The sequence below is a fragment of the Kribbella sp. NBC_00482 genome (assembly GCF_036013725.1).
In the GTDB taxonomy this organism is placed as follows: Bacteria; Actinomycetota; Actinomycetes; order Propionibacteriales; family Kribbellaceae; genus Kribbella.
In genome coordinates, this window is sequence record NZ_CP107881.1 from 1670697 (window position 1) to 1685173 (window position 14477).

Consider the following 14477-nt stretch of genomic DNA (forward strand, 5'->3'; position numbering starts at 1 on the left):
ACCTGATGAGCGAGCCAGTGGCACCGGTGGACCGGCGGCTGCTCCGGCGGCAGATGCTCGCCGACGACGTGTACGAGGCCATCAAGACGATGCTGATGGACCACGTCATCCGACCCGGGGCGCGGATCTCGATCGACGGGCTCGCGCGCGAGTTCCAGGTGTCGTCGACGCCGGTGCGGGAGGCGCTGGCACGGCTGGAGTCGGAAGGGCTGGCGGTCAAGGAGCCGCTGAAGGGCTATCGCGCGACTCCGCTCCTGTCGCTCGAGGAGTTCGACGATCTCTACCGGTTCCGGCTCCTGCTCGAGCCGTGGGCGGCCAGGCGGGCAGCCGAGCTGATCTCCTCCGAGGGTGTGGAACGGTTGCGCGCTGAGCTGGCGAACGCGGTCGAGCCGACCTCGATCGACTACGCCGGGTACAAGTCGCTGACTGTGCACGACAACCGGTTCCATTCGCTGATCGCGTCGCTGTCCGGGAGCGAGCAGGTTCGATCGGCGTTCGAGCGCACTCACTGCCACCTGCACATCTTCCGGTTGCACTACGACCGCGACATCGGCCCCGAGGTCCTCACCGAACACCGCGTGCTGGTCGAGGCAATCACCTCCGGCGACCCGGCCGCCGCCGAGTCCGCGATGACCCGGCACATCGAGAACTCGATGACCCTGCGGTTGCGCCGCATCTACGAATGACCCGTCGCCCTTTCCCGCTGGCAGTGCCTCCGGAACTCACGGCGTACATCCTCGACTTCCACTGGGACGTCGAACGGCTGCACACCCTCGACCTGCCGACGGTCGATCTGCCGGTCGCCGACCTGGCTCACCATCTCGACCTGCCGTTCTGGGCGTACGACGGACCTTTCCAGGTCACGCCCCGCCAGGTCGCCGCGGATCCGGTCACCTACCGGGCGCAGTACGAACGCACCCTCGCCGCCGACCTCCGCCACCCCATCGACGTCGTCCACCGCCCCGACGACCGCATCACCATCCTGGACGGCGTCCACCGCCTACTCCGAGCAGAACTCGAACGCCACAGGACCATCCCCACCCGAGTCCTGCCCTGGTCCGAGCTGGACCAGATCGCCGTACCGTAACGTCACTCCACCGGCGCGCCGCCGTACGAGACCTCGTTGCCGTCCGGATCGAAGAAGGTCGCATGCCGTACGCCGTTCTCGTACGTCTCCCGTACGGCGGGCTCAAGTCCACGCTCGGCGATCGCCCCGAGCACGGCCTCGAAATCCTCGACGAACAACGTGTGCTGCGCGTGACCGGCATGCTCCGGGACAACCTCGATGTAGAGGTACCGGTGCTCCCCGACCTCCCACACCGCCTCGATGTCGTTAGGCAGAAAGCTCGGCGGCGCCCCCAGCAGCTTCTCGTACCAGGCAACCGCGGTCTCGTAGTCACGGACGGAGATGCCTGCGAAGAGGTCCATACCGGATGTTACCGACCCGAAGATCACTCCGGGGCGTCGCCGTGGTCCGGGATCTCCAGCTGTACGCCGCCTTGGAGCGCGGACTGGTGGGCGTAGATGCCGGGGAGGGTGTAGCGGGCGGAGACCCAGGCGTTGATCGGCGGGAGGGTCTTGTCGGCGACCGCGCGGACGAAGTCGTCGGCGAGGAAGTGGTGGGAGCCCTCGTGGCCGTTGTGCAGGCCGTCGAACTCCTTCGGCAGGCGGGAGCGGTCGTGCACCGGGGAGAGACCGGAGCGGAAGGCGTCGCGCAGCGCCGGGTCGACGTTTGCCAGGTCGGCGTCATCACCGGTCGGCTTGGTCTCCATCAGGTGCTCGATGTCCTCGACGCCCTCTTTGTTCTGCCACAGCGTCGTGGTGGCGAGCTGCTCGAAGCTGCCCTCAGTACCGAACACGCGCAGCCGCGACTCCCGGATGTGCGACGGGTACCCGACCCGGCGCATCTCGTTGGTCCGCATGACCCCGCCGTCGGCGAGCTTGAACAGCGCGGTCGCGTTCGAGAAGTCGTTGTCGAACTGGCTGATCTCCTTGTCGAAGACGCCGTCGCCGCGGTCGTCCTTGACACCGATCGCCGACACGTGGGTGGCGTGCTGACCGGTCACCGAGAGCACATTGCCGACGGCGTGCGTCGGGTAGAGCAGCGGCGGGAACGACGCGGTCTTCTTCCAGTCGTCGCCGCCGGAGTACTGGTACGCCGCGTAGAACCCGAGGTCCATGTCGTGGACGTAGTCGCCCTCGGTGTAGAACACCCGGCCGAACTCGCCGTCCGCCAGCTTCTTCCGGCAGTACACCGACGACGGGTAGTAGTAGCTCGTCTCACCCATCATGTAGGTGAGCCCGGCCTCCTTCACCAGCTCGATGATGCGCGCGATCTGGTCCGCCTCGATCGCCATCGGGACCGTCGAGTACACGTGCTTTCCGGCCTCGAGCGCCTTGATCGCCATCTCGCCGTGCAGCCACCGCTGCGTGAAGATCGCGACCGCGTCCACGTCCGACTCGAGCATCTCCTCGAACGACGCCGTCGTCACCGAGATCCCCTGCTTGGCGGCCATCTCCGCCGTCCGCTCCGGGACGACGTCGGTCAGCCGCACATCGGACACGTCCGGATGCGCGGACCACAGCCGCAGGAACGAAGGAGCGAACTGGCCGGCTCCGACCACACCGATGCTGATTCCCATGCGGAAGAGCCAATCACACATTTATGTTCCACGGAAGAACATATTCAGACGTCGAACCGTGTGACCCCAACCACGCCGCCAGCGCACTTTGAGCACCCACCAACCGTTTCCGGACCGGCGAAACGGTTGGTGGGTGCTCAAAGTCGCGTGGATCGGTGGTGCGCGAGGGGGTTAGGGGTGGGCGAGGCGGTGGGGGTGGTCGGTGGTGATGCCGTCTACGGCGAGGGACAGCGCTGTGGCGAGGGTGGTTGTGTCGGGGACGGGCCAGGCGGTTACGGAGAGGCCGGCGGTGTGGAGGTCGGCGACTGCCTCCGGGGTGAGGCCGGCGATGCCGCAGAGGGACCAGCTCGCCCCGGCCGCGCGGGTGCGGGCGATGACCTCGGCGGTGTCCGGCGTACGGCCGAAGATGTGACCTGTCGTCACATCCGGGAACGCCTCCCGGATCGCGAGCAGGATCTCCGGGTGGAACGACGTGACCAGGGTCCGCTCGGCCAGCGCCGGGTCCGACTTCAGCGACTGGGCGAGCAGCGGTACGGCGGCCTCAGCCTTGACCTCCGCCTGGAACCGTACGTCGATCGCCGCGACGGTCTCGGACCAGGTCGGTACCTTCTCGCCGAGACCGGCGTCCAACGCCCGGATCTCCGCCAGCGTCAGCTCCTCGACCGCACCCGTACCCGACGTGGTGCGGTCGACGGTCGCGTCGTGCATGATCACGAGTTCGCCGTCCGCGGTGACGCGGAGGTCGAGCTCGATCTCGTCGCAGCCGTCCGCGACCGCCCGCCGGAACGAGCGCAGCGTGTTCTCCGGTTCGGTCCCGAGTGCGCCCCGGTGGCCGGTGATGATCACAGCACCTTCTCCTCGTAGAGACGTTTGACCTCTTCGCCGATCGCCTCGAGCCGGCGCGCGACGGAGGCGAACACCTTCTTCGGCTGCGCGTTGTCGGCGTAGATCTGCTGCAACCCGGTGTAGATCTGCACGTTCGCGTTCCGCCCGTACAGCCGGATCGCGTCCTGCTGCCGCGCGTTCTCCAGCTGCGCGATCGCGACGCCGTAGTTCGGCTGCTCCGCGATCAGCTTCTTCAGCTCGGCGTCCTCGCGGGCCTTGTTCACCACCGGAAGGTACCCGGTCTGCGTCGTCCACCACGCCGAGTTCTCCGGCAGGGCGAGGAACTGCAGGAACGTCGCCGCGGCCTGTTTCCGCTCGGTCGAGATGTTCCGCAGCATCCCGATCCCGCCGCCGCCGGTGGCGAGCCCGGACGCGACCTCGGACGGGATGAACCCGGCACCGACCTTGAACTTCGCCTTGCTGCTGATGGTCTTCATGCCACCGGTCGACTCCTGGATCACGCCGACCAGCCCGTTGGCGAAGTCCGTGCTCGGGCTGCTCGCCATGTACGCCGCCCCGAGATCGTGCACCATCGACCGCTGCCACTCGCCGGCCGCGACCGCACCGGCCTCGTCGATGGTGACGTCGAGCCCCTTGGAGTACGCGCCGCCGAACTGCCACACGTTGCCCTGGAACTGCCAGTCGCCGTCGATCTTCGCGAACGCGATCGTCCGCAACGACCGCCCGCCGGACTGCACCTTCGCGAGTTCGGGCACCCACGACCGCAACTCGCTCCAGGTCCGCGGCGCACGATCCGGCAGCCCGGCCTTCGCGAACGCGTCCCGGTTGTAGTACATGATCGGCGTACTGCGGGCGAACGGAACGGCCCAGCTCTGCCCCTTCACGACGTACTCCCCGAACAGCTTCTCCTGGAACACCCCAGGCCCGAAACCGTCGGTGAAGTAGCCGTTCAGCGGTTCGAGCGCGTCGTTCAGGAAGAACCGTTCCCAGGTGACGTCCGACAGTACGGCGAGATCGGGCGCCTGCTTCGCGACCAGAGCCGCCGCGACCTTCTGCGCCACGTCGTCGTAGCTTCCCTGGAACTGCACCTCGACGTACACGTCCTGCTGCGAGTCGTTGAACTTAGCAACGAGCTTGTCGACGGCCTTGCCGTTCACGCCGCCGTACGGCGACCAGAACACGACCCGCGTGCGGTTCGCGTACTGCTTCGGCACGGATCCAGCCGGCTGCGAGTAGATCGCGTCCACCGAACGGTAGCCGCAGCCCGCCAGCGTCGCGCCGGCCGCGAGCCCCAGGAACATCCTGCGCTTGAGCATGCTCATCCCTTCAGAGCTCCGGCCGTGATCCCACCGACGATGTAGCGCTGGGCGATCAGGAAGATCAGCAGCATCGGTGCGAGCACCAGCAGCGTGCCGGCCATGATCGTTCCCCAGGCCGCGAGGCCTTCCTCGTCCTTCAGGATCAGCAGCCCGACGGGCAGCGTCCGCATCGAGGCGGTGTTGGTGACGATCAGCGGCCAGACGAAGTTGTTCCACTCCTCGACCGCGGTGATCACCACGACCGTGATCAGCATCGGCCGCGACATCGGCAGGACGACGCGCCACAACGTGCGCAGGTGTCCGGCGCCGTCGACAGCGGCCGCGTCCGTCACCTCCGTGGGCAACGTGAGGAAGTGCTGCCGCATCAGGAACGTCGCGAACGCGGACCCGATACCGGGGATGATCAGGCCGGCGTAGGTGTTGATCCAGCCGAGGCTCGCCACGGTCAGGTAGTTCGGCAGCAGGGTCACGTGGCCGGGCACCATCATCGCGCCGAGCACCGCGAAGAACAGGATCTTCTTGAACGGGAACCGCAGGTAGGCGAACGCGTACGCCGTCAGCACGGCGTTCACCACCTTCAGCGCGGTCCCGATCACGGTGATGATCGTGGAGTTCAGGAAGAACCGGTCGAACGGCGCGGCCTTCCACGCCAGGCTGAAGTTCTCCCAGGTCAGGTGCGGCCACCAGGCGGGCGGCCACTGGTAGATCTGGGTCGGCTGCTTGAACGCCGTGGACAGCAACCAGTACAGCGGTCCGAGGAACACGGCCGCCACACCGATCAGTACGACGTACTGGATCGCACGTGTCTTCATCGGTAGTGCACCCGCCTTTCCATCACTCGGGCCTGCACGGTGGTGACGACCAGCAGGATGACGAACATGATGATCGACAGCGTCGCCGCGCGGCCCGCGTTGAACGCCTGGAAGCCTTCGTTGTAGATCGACCAGCTCAGCGTGGTGGTGGCATCACCAGGGCCGCCACCGGTCATCACCGCGATCACGTCGAACGCCTGGAAGGTGCCGATCACCGTGGTGATCAGCAGGAAGAAGGTGATCGGGGCAAGCAACGGGAGCTTGATCGAGCGGAACCGCGTCCAGGTCGACGCGCCGTCGATCGCGGCGGCCTCGTCGAGCTCCTTCGGCAGGCCCTGCAGGCCGGCCAGGTAGATCAGCGCGGCGAACCCGACGTTCTTCCACAGGTAGACGATGACGAGCCCGGGCAGGGCCCAGTCGGAGTTGTTCATCCAGTCCGGCGGCTCGGCGCCGAACGGTTCGATCAGCGCCCGCATCAGGCCGTACCCGGGGTCGAAGATGAACGCCCAGATGGTCGCGACCGCGGCGCCGGACAGGATGTGCGGCGCGAAGGCGATCGTCCGGACCGCGCCGCGGCCCTTCAGCGGCAGGTTGAACAGGAACGCCAGCGCGAGCCCGATCACCAGGCTGCCGGCCACGATCAGCCCGGTGAACACGACCGTGATCCACAGCGTCTTGTGGAACGCGGGGTCGGTCAGTGTCCGACCGTAGTTGGCCAGACCCACGAACTTCGGGCGGGCCGCGATCATGTTCCAGTCGGTCAGGCTGAGGAACGCGTTGTAGATGATCGGCCAGTACGCGAAGACCGCGATCACCAACAGGTTCGGCGCGACCAGCAACGCGAACAGCCCGTACTCGCGCCGTCTCCGGCGCTTCCGCTGATCATTGCCGTCAGCAATTGTTCGTTCGTCCGGATGAGTCCGGGCCGGCAGGTCTACTACCGTCACACCGACCTCCTTGTGAGTAGCTCGAGCAGCGCGGCGGCCACGGGGGGCGTGGACGCCAGGATGCCTTGTGGGAAAGCAGTTTCAGGTCCGCGGACGACGGCGGCGCCGGCCTCGCGGGCGATCAGCGCACCGGCAGCGACGTCCCAGGGCTGGATCAGGTGCTCGTAGTACGCGTCCGCCGTACCGTCGGCGACCGAGCACAGGTCGAGCGCGGCCGATCCGCCGCGGCGGATGTCGCGGACGACCGGCAGCAAGTCTTGCAGAAGCGCCGCCTGCTCGGCCCGGCGATCCGGGAGGTACGAGAAGCCCGTAGCGACCAGGGCCGACTCCAGTGAGGCCTGTCGCAGCGACCCGAGGCGCTGGTCGTCACGGAAGGCGCCGGCATCACGTACGGCGGACCACGTCGTACCGGTCCGCGGTTGGTGGACCACGCCAACGAGTGCACCGTTCTCGTCCTCGACGGCGATCGAGACGCTCCAGTCGAGGCGGCCGTAGAGGTAGTTGACCGTGCCGTCGAGGGGATCGATCACCCAGGTCAGGCCGGTGCTCGAAGCGCGCGAAGCGCCTTCTTCACCGAGGAGTCCGTCACCTGGGCGGGCGGCGGTCAGGCCGTCGACGATCAGCTTCTCGGACGCACGGTCGGCCGCGCTGACGGGGTCGTTGGCGGAGCTTTTGGTCTCGACACCGGCCGCGTCGATCGACAGACTCCGCTGGCGGGCCAGGAGTTCCTCGCCTGCCGCGATCGCCAGCCGGACGGCCAGTTCGCGCAGGTCAACGAGGTTCGGTGCAGCGGACATGCCGGTGAAATTATCACTGAACGATGGTTACGTATAGAGAATGAGTGTGATTTTCTCACCGAAATCACATTCGTGGCTCAATCGTCATCGTCGTTCCGGATCCGTACGCCGGTGACGCCGTCGAGGTCGTCCAGTGCGAGCACGAGGTTCTGCAGCGGTGGACGCCCGGAGAACCGCATCGAGGCCCGCACCTGTGGCCGTGCTCCGTCCCGGTGGACCTCGGTCCCGAGCACCGACGCCTCGAATCCCATCGACGTAGCGGTCGCCAGGATCGCCCGCAGTACGCCGGCTCCGTCGTCGTACCGCACCGTGACGATGCGGCGGCGGTCCGGCGACGGCAGGAACCGGCCGAGCCGCGCGAAGGGGCCTACGGCAACCAGGTGCAGGACGGTCGCCGCGACCGCGAGGACAGGCATCCCGGCACCGCAGGCCATACCTATCGCGGCGGTCATCCAGATCGTGGCCGCCGTCGTCAGGCCGCGGACCACATCCCTGCGCATGAAGATCACGCCGGCGCCGAGGAAACCGACACCGGACACGATCTGCGCCGCGATGCGGGACGGGTCGAGATTGACTTCGGTCCCGAGGACGGCGTTGAAGCCGAAGCCCGACACCAGGGTGAACAGTGCTGCCCCGGTGCCGACGAGCGTGTGCGTACGCATACCGGCACTCTTCTGCCGCATCTGACGCTCGATGCCGATCACCATCGACAGCACGAACGCGATCAGCAGCAGGAGCAGCTCGGTCCACGTAGTGGAGGTTGCGAGCTTCATCTATGCAGACACCAGTCCCACAGGGTCCTTTCCGGTGAGGAAGGCAGCGACGGCCTCCGCGGCGATCGTGCCGGCCCGGTGAGCGGTCTGTCGCGTGGCGCCGGCGAGGTGCGGTGTCATCACGATGTTCGGCGCGGTCAGGAGCCGCGACCCCGCAGGCACCGGCTCCGACGGGAACACGTCGAACGCCGCCGCTCCCAGCTGCCCCGACTCTAACGCGTCCACCGTCGCGTCGTAGTCGAGCAACCCACCACGAGCGGTGTTCACCAGTACGGCGCCGCGTGGCATCGCGGCGATCTGCTTCGCACCGATCATCCCTCGAGTCTGATCGGTCAGACGTGCGTGCAGACTGACCACGTCCGACTGCCGCAGCAACTCGTCGAGCTCGACGAGTTCGATGCCCTCGGGCGCTTGTTCGACGTACGGATCGGCGACCAGGACGCGGGCGCCGAACGCGAGCATCACCCGGGCGACCCGTTGCCCGATCGCGCCGTACCCGACCAGGCCCACGGTCGATCCGTCGAGCTCGAGCCCGCACTCGTCGTACGCGTAGAGATCGGAGCGCCACTCGCCGTGTTCCAGCGTCCGCTGCAAGCGCGGAAGGTTGCGCAAGGCACCCATCATCAACGCGACCGCGTGCTCGGCGGCCGCCACCGCGTTCCGTCCGGGTGTCGAGGCCACGGCGATCCCCCGACCGGCCGCCGCGGCCACGTTCACGTTCACCGGACCGCCACGGCACACGACCAGGAAGCGCAGGTCGGGCGCGGCGTCCAGGACCCGCTCGGTGAACGGCCCCATCTGCGTGACCGCGAGCTCGACCCCGGCCAGCGCCTCGATCAGCTGGTCCTCCGCGTCGCTCGCCTCGTCCACCTCGGCAACCCGCCCGTACGGCGTCAGCGGCCAGGGCAGCGTGACCTCACGGAACTCGAACGCCACGTCCGGAATCGCGGTGAGCGCCGCGGCCAGCAGGTCGTTCCGCACGAAATGGTCGCCGGCGAGCAGCGTCTTGACGGTTCTCATCGATCTCCTGTGAACGTAGGTGCTGGGTCGGACCAGCGTGGGCGGGCCGACTCGATGCGGCGCAGGTAGTGGGCGTAGCCCTCGGCGTAGAACGTGGCGCGGGCCGGATCCGGGTCGACCTGGCGGGTCTCGGCGATCCACTCCGCTCCGGCGCTGTCCGGGTCGACCGCGCGACGTGCGCAGATCACGGCACCCCGCGCGGCGACCTGCTCAGCCTCGGCGGTGTGCAAGGGCGCGTTCAGTACGTCGGCGAGGATCTGGGTCCACTCGCTGCTCCGGGCACCACCGCCGCACACTGTGACGCGACCCGTCCAGCCGGCCGCGTCCAGACAGTGGCGGGCGGCGTACGCGATGCCTTCGCAGGTCGCACGCACCAGGTCGGCCGTCGTCGTGGACAGCGAGATGCCGTCGATCGTGCCGCGGGCGCGGGTGTCGACGAACGGGGCACGTTCGCCTGCCTCCGACAGATAGGGCAGGACCGTGACGCCGGACGCGCCGGGCGGGCTGTCCGCCAGCAACGACGGCAGCTGGTCGGTGGTGACACCAACGAGCGCGAGGACCCGGTCGAGGGCCGCCGTACCGACCATCGCGGGCATCGCGCGCAGCCAGACTCCTGGCGTCCAGGTACCCAGGAACAGGCCGGCGGGCTCGCCGTCGACGGGCAGCTCTCGCGTGATGACTTGGCAGGCCAACGTTGTACCGACGGTCAGCAGGGCGTCGCCTGGCTCGGTCACGCCAGCGCCTGCCGCTGCGGCCGGGAGGTCGTACGGACCAGCGGACACGCGGGTCCCGGGCGCCATACCGGTCGAGTCGTCGCGCAGCTCACCAACCGGCCCAGTAGCGGCGACCGGCGCAAGCAGGTGGCGCATATCGGACAGGCCTGTGGCCGCCAGCGCCTCATCGTCGTAGCTACCGGTTCGCGGGTCGAGGAACGGCGCCGACGCGTCCGACACGTCCGTCGCGCGGACGCCGGTGAGCGCCTGCATCACGACGTCCTTGCAGTACGCCGCCGTACCGGCCCGCTCGATCACGTCGGGTTCTTCCGCGAGTACGGCGGACAGCAGCGGGCCCGATGCGCCGGGGAACATGCGATTGCCGGAACGCCGGAACACGTGTTCCGCGACCCCGTCCGCGGTCCACCGGTCGAGGATCGCGCTGCTGCGCGCGTCCAGCCACGAGATCGCCGGGCGGACCGCCGTACCGTCCGGATCGACCAGCCACAGGCCGTCGCCCTGCGCGGTGATCGCGAGAACATCGGGACGCGTTCCGACGGCGGCCGCCAGCTCCCCGACGACCTCGTTGACCGAAGCAACGATCTCGGCCGTCTCGTGCTCGAACCGTCCCGTACCTGGACGAACCAACCGCGTCGGTCGAGACGCCTCGGCCACCGGACGGCCGTCGGCGTCGAACGCGACGGCCTTCGTGACAGTGGTGCCTACATCAACACCGATGTCCACGCACAACAACCCCCTCCTAGAGTTTGGCGACCTCCACGGTCGCGCCGTGGTCGCGCAGTGGTTGGATCAGGTCCTTCGGGGTCTTCTCGTCGACGATCACGACGTCGAAGTCGGTCAGCGGCGCGAGCCGGTGCAGGGCGGTGCGCTGCAGCTTGGCGTGATCGACCAGCAGCACCTTGGTCCGCGCCGAGCGCAGCATCGCCCGCTTGACCAGGACGATCTCCTCCTCCTGGTGGAACGCGTGCGTCGACGACACCGCGGACACCGAGCAGAACAACAGGTCGGCGTGCAGCGCCTCGACGGCCTCCGCGCACGGCATGCCGCCGAACGAGTCGTGGGTCGCCGAGTAGATCCCGCCGAGGGCCAGCAGCGTGACATCCCGCAGTTGCGCCAGCTTGGTGATCGCCGGCAGGAAGTTCGTTGCCACGGTCAACGGAGCGATGTCCTCGAACAGGTCGACCAGGGCCAGTGCGCTGGTCGAGTCGTCGAGCATCACCGACATCCCCGGCTCGATCATCGCCCGCGCGTGCCGGGCGATCGCGGCCTTCTCCGCGTGCGCGGTGTTCAGCCGGTACGCGACGTTGCTCTCGAACACGCTGGTCGGCTGCGCGCTGACCCCGCCGCGGTACTTCCGGACCACGCCTTGCCGCTCGAGCTCGTCCAGGTCGCGGTGCACCGTCATCACACTCACGCCGAACGCCTCGACCAGGTCGTTCGCCGAGACCGAGCCGTGTTTCACGACGTACGCCGCGATCTCGGCCTGCCGGCGCGCGGGACGACTCAGTTCGGTGGTGTCGCCGTCGACATCCGTTGTCATGCCAGGGTCTCCAAACGCAGAGGAGGAACGTTGTACGCCTCGAGACCCACTGTGCCGTCCTGCCGGCGCAAACGCACCAGCGCCGCGGGACCGAGCGCAGGTAGCAGTCTGCGGTAGTCGTTCAGTCGCAGACCGAGCACCCTGCACACGAGCAGCCGGATGAGTGTGTTGTGCGCGACCACGAGGACCTTCTGACCCTGGTGCCGCTGCCCGATCTCGTCGAAGACCTCGCGGACCCGATCGGCCGCCGCGGCGGGGTCCTCGCCGCCCGGGAAGTGGTCCCGCACCGGGTCGAGCTCGAACGCCTTGCCCACCGCCGGCGGCAGCTCACTCAGCATCTTGCCCTCGGCCGAACCGAAGTCGACCTCACGCAACCGGGCGTCCAGCGTGGGCGTCAGGCCGAGCATCTCCGCGGTCGGCGTGATCGTCTGCCGGGCACGCAGCATCGGCGACGCCCACAGCGCGTCCGGCGCGTAGCCCGCGGCCCAGTCCTTGAGTTGCTGCGCCTGCCGTACGCCGACCTCGTCGATCGGGAGGTCCGTGGACCCGGTGTACCGGTTGCCGTGATGCCATTCGGTCCGGCCGTGGCGGGCCAGCACGATCGTCGTTCTCATCCCCTGTACCCCCGGCGGTCGAGTTCGGCGACGAATTCGCCGTACAGATCGTCAAGTCGGTCGCCGCGCGGCTCGAGGACGTGGTCGACGCGGACCATCCGTCGTGCCGTCCCGGTGAGATCGGTCCCGCCGGACGCGGCCAGGACCGCCATGCCGTACGCCGGGTCCGGGACAGCCGGGAGCTCTACAGGTACACCGAGGACGTCGGCGCGGAGCTGGTTCCAGTACCCGGCCCGGATCGCGCCGCCGGTGAGCGCCACCGAGCGGACCGGCTCGGCGCCGAGCGACTCCAGGTGCTCGAACGCGAGTCGCTCGATGAACGCGACACCCTGCAGCACAGCGGCGTACGTCTGCAAGTCGTCGGCGGTCGTGCCGAGCGTGAACCGTTCGGCCTGCGGCGCGACGAAAGGGAATCGCTCGCCGGTCTTCGTGAGGGGGTAGATGACCGCGTCGATCGGGTGGGCGGCGCGATCCAGCGCGTCGAGGTCGGCGCCGGGAAGCAGTTCGGTGAGTACGCCGGCGCCCGTGCTGGACGCGCCGCCCGGAAGCCAGCCGCCGTCGGGATGACGGTGGTTGTAGACAGCGCCGGTCGGGTCGGTCAGTAGTTCGGTGCTGACGCCTTTGAGGACGAGCGTCGTGCCGAGGACCGAGTTCCATGCGCCGGGCGCGAGGGCGCCGGCGGCGATCTGGGCCGCGCAGCCGTCGGTCATCCCGGCATACACGGGGACGCCGTCCGGCGTGCGGCCGAGCTCGGCGCCGGGGCGGACGACCTCGGGGAACGCGGCGAGCGGGAGGCCGAGTTTGTCGAACGCGGCGGCCGGCCAGGCGTCGGCGATCAGGTCGTAGCCTGTCTTGAGGGCGTGACTGGTATCGGTCGCGACCGGGTGGCCGACGAGGTGCGCCGCGACGAAGTCGGCGCTGTGGACGATGTGACGGTCAGTCAGGTCGAGATCGAGGATCTTCGGGAGCGCCCAGGTGGGTTGCATGCTGGTCGCCCAGCGATCCGGGTCGGCGTCCACGATGTGGTCGCGACGGGCGGCCGAGCGCGCGTCGTCGTACATCAGGGCCGGTGTGACCGGGCGTCCGGCGCGGTCGGTCAGGAGGAAGGTGCCGGACGTCGAGCAGATCGCGATGCCGTCGAGGTCGGTCGCCCCGACCTCCGCGAGGACCGCGTCGACGGCGGTCAGCCAGGCCTGTGGGTTCTGCTCGTGACGGACGCCGTCACGGTGGCTCGCGAGCGGACGCGTTGCACGGGACAGAACCTGACCCTTGGCATCGGCCAGCACGGCACGCACACTTTGCGTGCCGAGGTCGAGCCCGATCCACCCCACGAAGCGCCTCCCAGCTGAGTGTTATCTGCATTGATAACATAACACCAGAAGACGGTAAGAACGCACCAGTCCCTGACCGAAGACGGACACAAACAGCTCCCGCAGGCCGGTCGGCCCGCGGGAGCTGTGAAGAGTCAGAGCGTCAGGAGTGCATCAGGACCAGGGCGGGGTCGACCGCGGCCAGCTCGAGCCGGCCGGCGTCGACTGCGCCGTACGCGCCGATCGGGCCACTGCTGCGGCGGCCGTTCCGGTTGAGCCAGAAGCGCCAGCCCGCGGGCGCCTCGGGCCAGGCCGGGTCAGGCGTCCAGCCGAGCGGCGGACGCCAGCTGTCCGTCGGCGGCTGCGGCCACTCCGGCGGCGGGTTGAACTTGTGCACGGCGGTCCCTCCGGATTCCCCAGCGATCCGCTGAGCGCGAACTGTCTGACAGATCAACGATCTGGCGCACCGAATGTCACGGATAAATCTTCGTAAAGTTTCAGCGGCGTACGGAGACCCATCTCAGCACCGAAACAACGTCCCGGCAACCGTTCTCTCAACCACCGGACTGCACGTGCATCGGCAAAGGAATTAGTTGCCCCCTCCACAACCAGCCCGCCAGTTGTCCACAGCAACCGCCCACATATCCACAGCCCAGTTGCGTTATCCACAACCCGGACTGTGGACACAGTGCGTGGCGATCGACTCACTCACACGCCACGCCGTCGTCGTCGCGATCCAAGTGCGAGGAGTAACCAGGCTGGCCTCGGTACAACGGCGCCTTGCCCGCCGCACGCACCGCGGAGCAGTTGGCGTAGTACACCTCAGCCGGTGCGGCCGTCGTCTTCGTCGGCCGCGGGCTCTGCGGCCGCGCCAACGGGACCGGTGCGGTCGCCCTAGTGGTTGCACGCGGTGCCGCGACCGTCACAGTCCGGGCCGGCAACGGCGGTTGCGTGATCGTCGTTGTCGGCCCAGGAACGGTCTGCTGCACCGTGACCGCCGGCGGCCAGGACGGGTCCGGTTGCCAGCCTGATGGTGGTTGCCAGTCGGGCGCCGGTGGAGCCGGCCAGCCCGGTGGTGAATTGAAAGTTGCCATGGTTGAGTTCCCCCTCGGGGGTTACATCC

General features: G+C 68.3%; 17 protein-coding genes. 2 read left to right on the forward strand and 15 right to left on the reverse strand.

Annotated elements, in window-relative coordinates; translation table 11 throughout:
- The first annotated feature begins 5 nt into the window (after nt 1–5).
- Entirely contained in the window at nt 6–686 is a 681-nt protein-coding gene (locus OHB24_RS08405; protein ID WP_327638382.1) for a GntR family transcriptional regulator, read from the forward strand.
- Entirely contained in the window at nt 683–1087 is a 405-nt protein-coding gene (locus OHB24_RS08410; RefSeq protein ID WP_327638383.1) for a ParB N-terminal domain-containing protein, read from the forward strand. Before OHB24_RS08405 ends, OHB24_RS08410 begins: the two co-directional genes overlap by 4 nt.
- Before the next feature lie 2 nt (nt 1088–1089).
- Here the strand turns inward: OHB24_RS08410 and OHB24_RS08415 are convergent, their stop codons facing one another.
- From OHB24_RS08415 to OHB24_RS08485, 15 genes are all read right to left on the reverse strand, one after another.
- Nucleotides 1090–1428 carry a VOC family protein gene (locus OHB24_RS08415; protein WP_327638384.1) on the reverse strand — a complete coding sequence of 113 codons (339 nt, stop codon included), beginning with the start codon at nt 1426–1428 and terminating at the stop codon, nt 1090–1092.
- A gap of 23 nt (nt 1429–1451) precedes the next feature.
- Nucleotides 1452–2642 (reverse strand): Gfo/Idh/MocA family protein, encoded by a 1191-nt coding sequence (locus tag OHB24_RS08420; protein WP_327638385.1) that lies wholly within the window; start codon nt 2640–2642, stop codon nt 1452–1454.
- A 171-nt stretch (nt 2643–2813) separates the two neighbouring features.
- Nucleotides 2814–3488, reverse strand: coding sequence for a glycerophosphodiester phosphodiesterase (locus OHB24_RS08425; protein WP_327638386.1), 675 nt, complete (start codon nt 3486–3488; stop codon nt 2814–2816).
- Complete coding sequence (locus OHB24_RS08430) at nt 3485–4804, reverse strand: ABC transporter substrate-binding protein (RefSeq protein WP_327638387.1); 1320 nt, start codon at nt 4802–4804, stop codon at nt 3485–3487. The genes OHB24_RS08425 and OHB24_RS08430 overlap by 4 nt, the downstream gene beginning before the upstream one ends.
- A gap of 2 nt (nt 4805–4806) precedes the next feature.
- Nucleotides 4807–5619 (reverse strand): carbohydrate ABC transporter permease, encoded by an 813-nt coding sequence (locus OHB24_RS08435; protein ID WP_131283610.1) that lies wholly within the window; start codon nt 5617–5619, stop codon nt 4807–4809.
- A complete protein-coding gene (locus tag OHB24_RS08440) occupies nt 5616–6566 on the reverse strand; it encodes a carbohydrate ABC transporter permease (protein ID WP_327638388.1) in 951 nt (316 codons plus the stop codon). Before OHB24_RS08440 ends, OHB24_RS08435 begins: the two co-directional genes overlap by 4 nt.
- Nucleotides 6563–7363: an inositol monophosphatase family protein gene (locus OHB24_RS08445; RefSeq protein ID WP_327638389.1), complete on the reverse strand. Its 801-nt coding sequence runs from the start codon at nt 7361–7363 to the stop codon at nt 6563–6565. Before OHB24_RS08445 ends, OHB24_RS08440 begins: the two co-directional genes overlap by 4 nt.
- Nucleotides 7364–7440: 77 nt before the next feature.
- On the reverse strand, nt 7441–8136 hold the full coding sequence (locus tag OHB24_RS08450; RefSeq protein WP_327638390.1) for an MgtC/SapB family protein: 696 nt from the start codon (nt 8134–8136) through the stop codon (nt 7441–7443).
- The gene (locus tag OHB24_RS08455) at nt 8137–9156 is read right to left on the reverse strand and encodes a 2-hydroxyacid dehydrogenase (protein WP_327638391.1); all 1020 of its coding nucleotides are present in this window, start codon (nt 9154–9156) and stop codon (nt 8137–8139) included. It lies immediately after the preceding gene.
- On the reverse strand, nt 9153–10613 hold the full coding sequence (locus OHB24_RS08460; RefSeq protein ID WP_327638392.1) for an FGGY family carbohydrate kinase: 1461 nt from the start codon (nt 10611–10613) through the stop codon (nt 9153–9155). Before OHB24_RS08460 ends, OHB24_RS08455 begins: the two co-directional genes overlap by 4 nt.
- 16 nt (nt 10614–10629) lie before the next feature.
- A complete protein-coding gene (locus OHB24_RS08465; protein ID WP_131335817.1) occupies nt 10630–11430 on the reverse strand; it encodes a DeoR/GlpR family DNA-binding transcription regulator in 801 nt (266 codons plus the stop codon).
- Nucleotides 11427–12044: a histidine phosphatase family protein gene (locus OHB24_RS08470; RefSeq protein WP_327638393.1), complete on the reverse strand. Its 618-nt coding sequence runs from the start codon at nt 12042–12044 to the stop codon at nt 11427–11429. The genes OHB24_RS08465 and OHB24_RS08470 overlap by 4 nt, the downstream gene beginning before the upstream one ends.
- Complete coding sequence (locus tag OHB24_RS08475) at nt 12041–13375, reverse strand: FGGY-family carbohydrate kinase (protein WP_327638394.1); 1335 nt, start codon at nt 13373–13375, stop codon at nt 12041–12043. Before OHB24_RS08475 ends, OHB24_RS08470 begins: the two co-directional genes overlap by 4 nt.
- 142 nt (nt 13376–13517) lie before the next feature.
- Complete coding sequence (locus OHB24_RS08480) at nt 13518–13751, reverse strand: hypothetical protein (RefSeq protein ID WP_327638395.1); 234 nt, start codon at nt 13749–13751, stop codon at nt 13518–13520.
- A 307-nt stretch (nt 13752–14058) separates the two neighbouring features.
- The gene (locus tag OHB24_RS08485; protein WP_327638396.1) at nt 14059–14448 is read right to left on the reverse strand and encodes an excalibur calcium-binding domain-containing protein; all 390 of its coding nucleotides are present in this window, start codon (nt 14446–14448) and stop codon (nt 14059–14061) included.
- Nucleotides 14449–14477 lie beyond the last annotated feature (29 nt).

Coding starts and splice junctions, on each gene's coding strand:
- OHB24_RS08405 (WP_327638382.1), top strand. CDS start 6: ATGAGCGAGCCAGTGGCACCGGTGGACCGGCGGCTGCTCCGGCGGCAG.
- OHB24_RS08455 (WP_327638391.1), bottom strand. CDS start 9,156: ATGAGAACCGTCAAGACGCTGCTCGCCGGCGACCATTTCGTGCGGAAC.
- OHB24_RS08410 (WP_327638383.1), top strand. CDS start 683: ATGACCCGTCGCCCTTTCCCGCTGGCAGTGCCTCCGGAACTCACGGCG.
- OHB24_RS08450 (WP_327638390.1), bottom strand. CDS start 8,136: ATGAAGCTCGCAACCTCCACTACGTGGACCGAGCTGCTCCTGCTGCTG.
- OHB24_RS08415 (WP_327638384.1), bottom strand. CDS start 1,428: ATGGACCTCTTCGCAGGCATCTCCGTCCGTGACTACGAGACCGCGGTT.
- OHB24_RS08445 (WP_327638389.1), bottom strand. CDS start 7,363: ATGTCCGCTGCACCGAACCTCGTTGACCTGCGCGAACTGGCCGTCCGG.
- OHB24_RS08420 (WP_327638385.1), bottom strand. CDS start 2,642: ATGGGAATCAGCATCGGTGTGGTCGGAGCCGGCCAGTTCGCTCCTTCG.
- OHB24_RS08470 (WP_327638393.1), bottom strand. CDS start 12,044: ATGAGAACGACGATCGTGCTGGCCCGCCACGGCCGGACCGAATGGCAT.
- OHB24_RS08430 (WP_327638387.1), bottom strand. CDS start 4,804: ATGCTCAAGCGCAGGATGTTCCTGGGGCTCGCGGCCGGCGCGACGCTG.
- OHB24_RS08465 (WP_131335817.1), bottom strand. CDS start 11,430: ATGACAACGGATGTCGACGGCGACACCACCGAACTGAGTCGTCCCGCG.
- OHB24_RS08485 (WP_327638396.1), bottom strand. CDS start 14,448: ATGGCAACTTTCAATTCACCACCGGGCTGGCCGGCTCCACCGGCGCCC.
- OHB24_RS08435 (WP_131283610.1), bottom strand. CDS start 5,619: ATGAAGACACGTGCGATCCAGTACGTCGTACTGATCGGTGTGGCGGCC.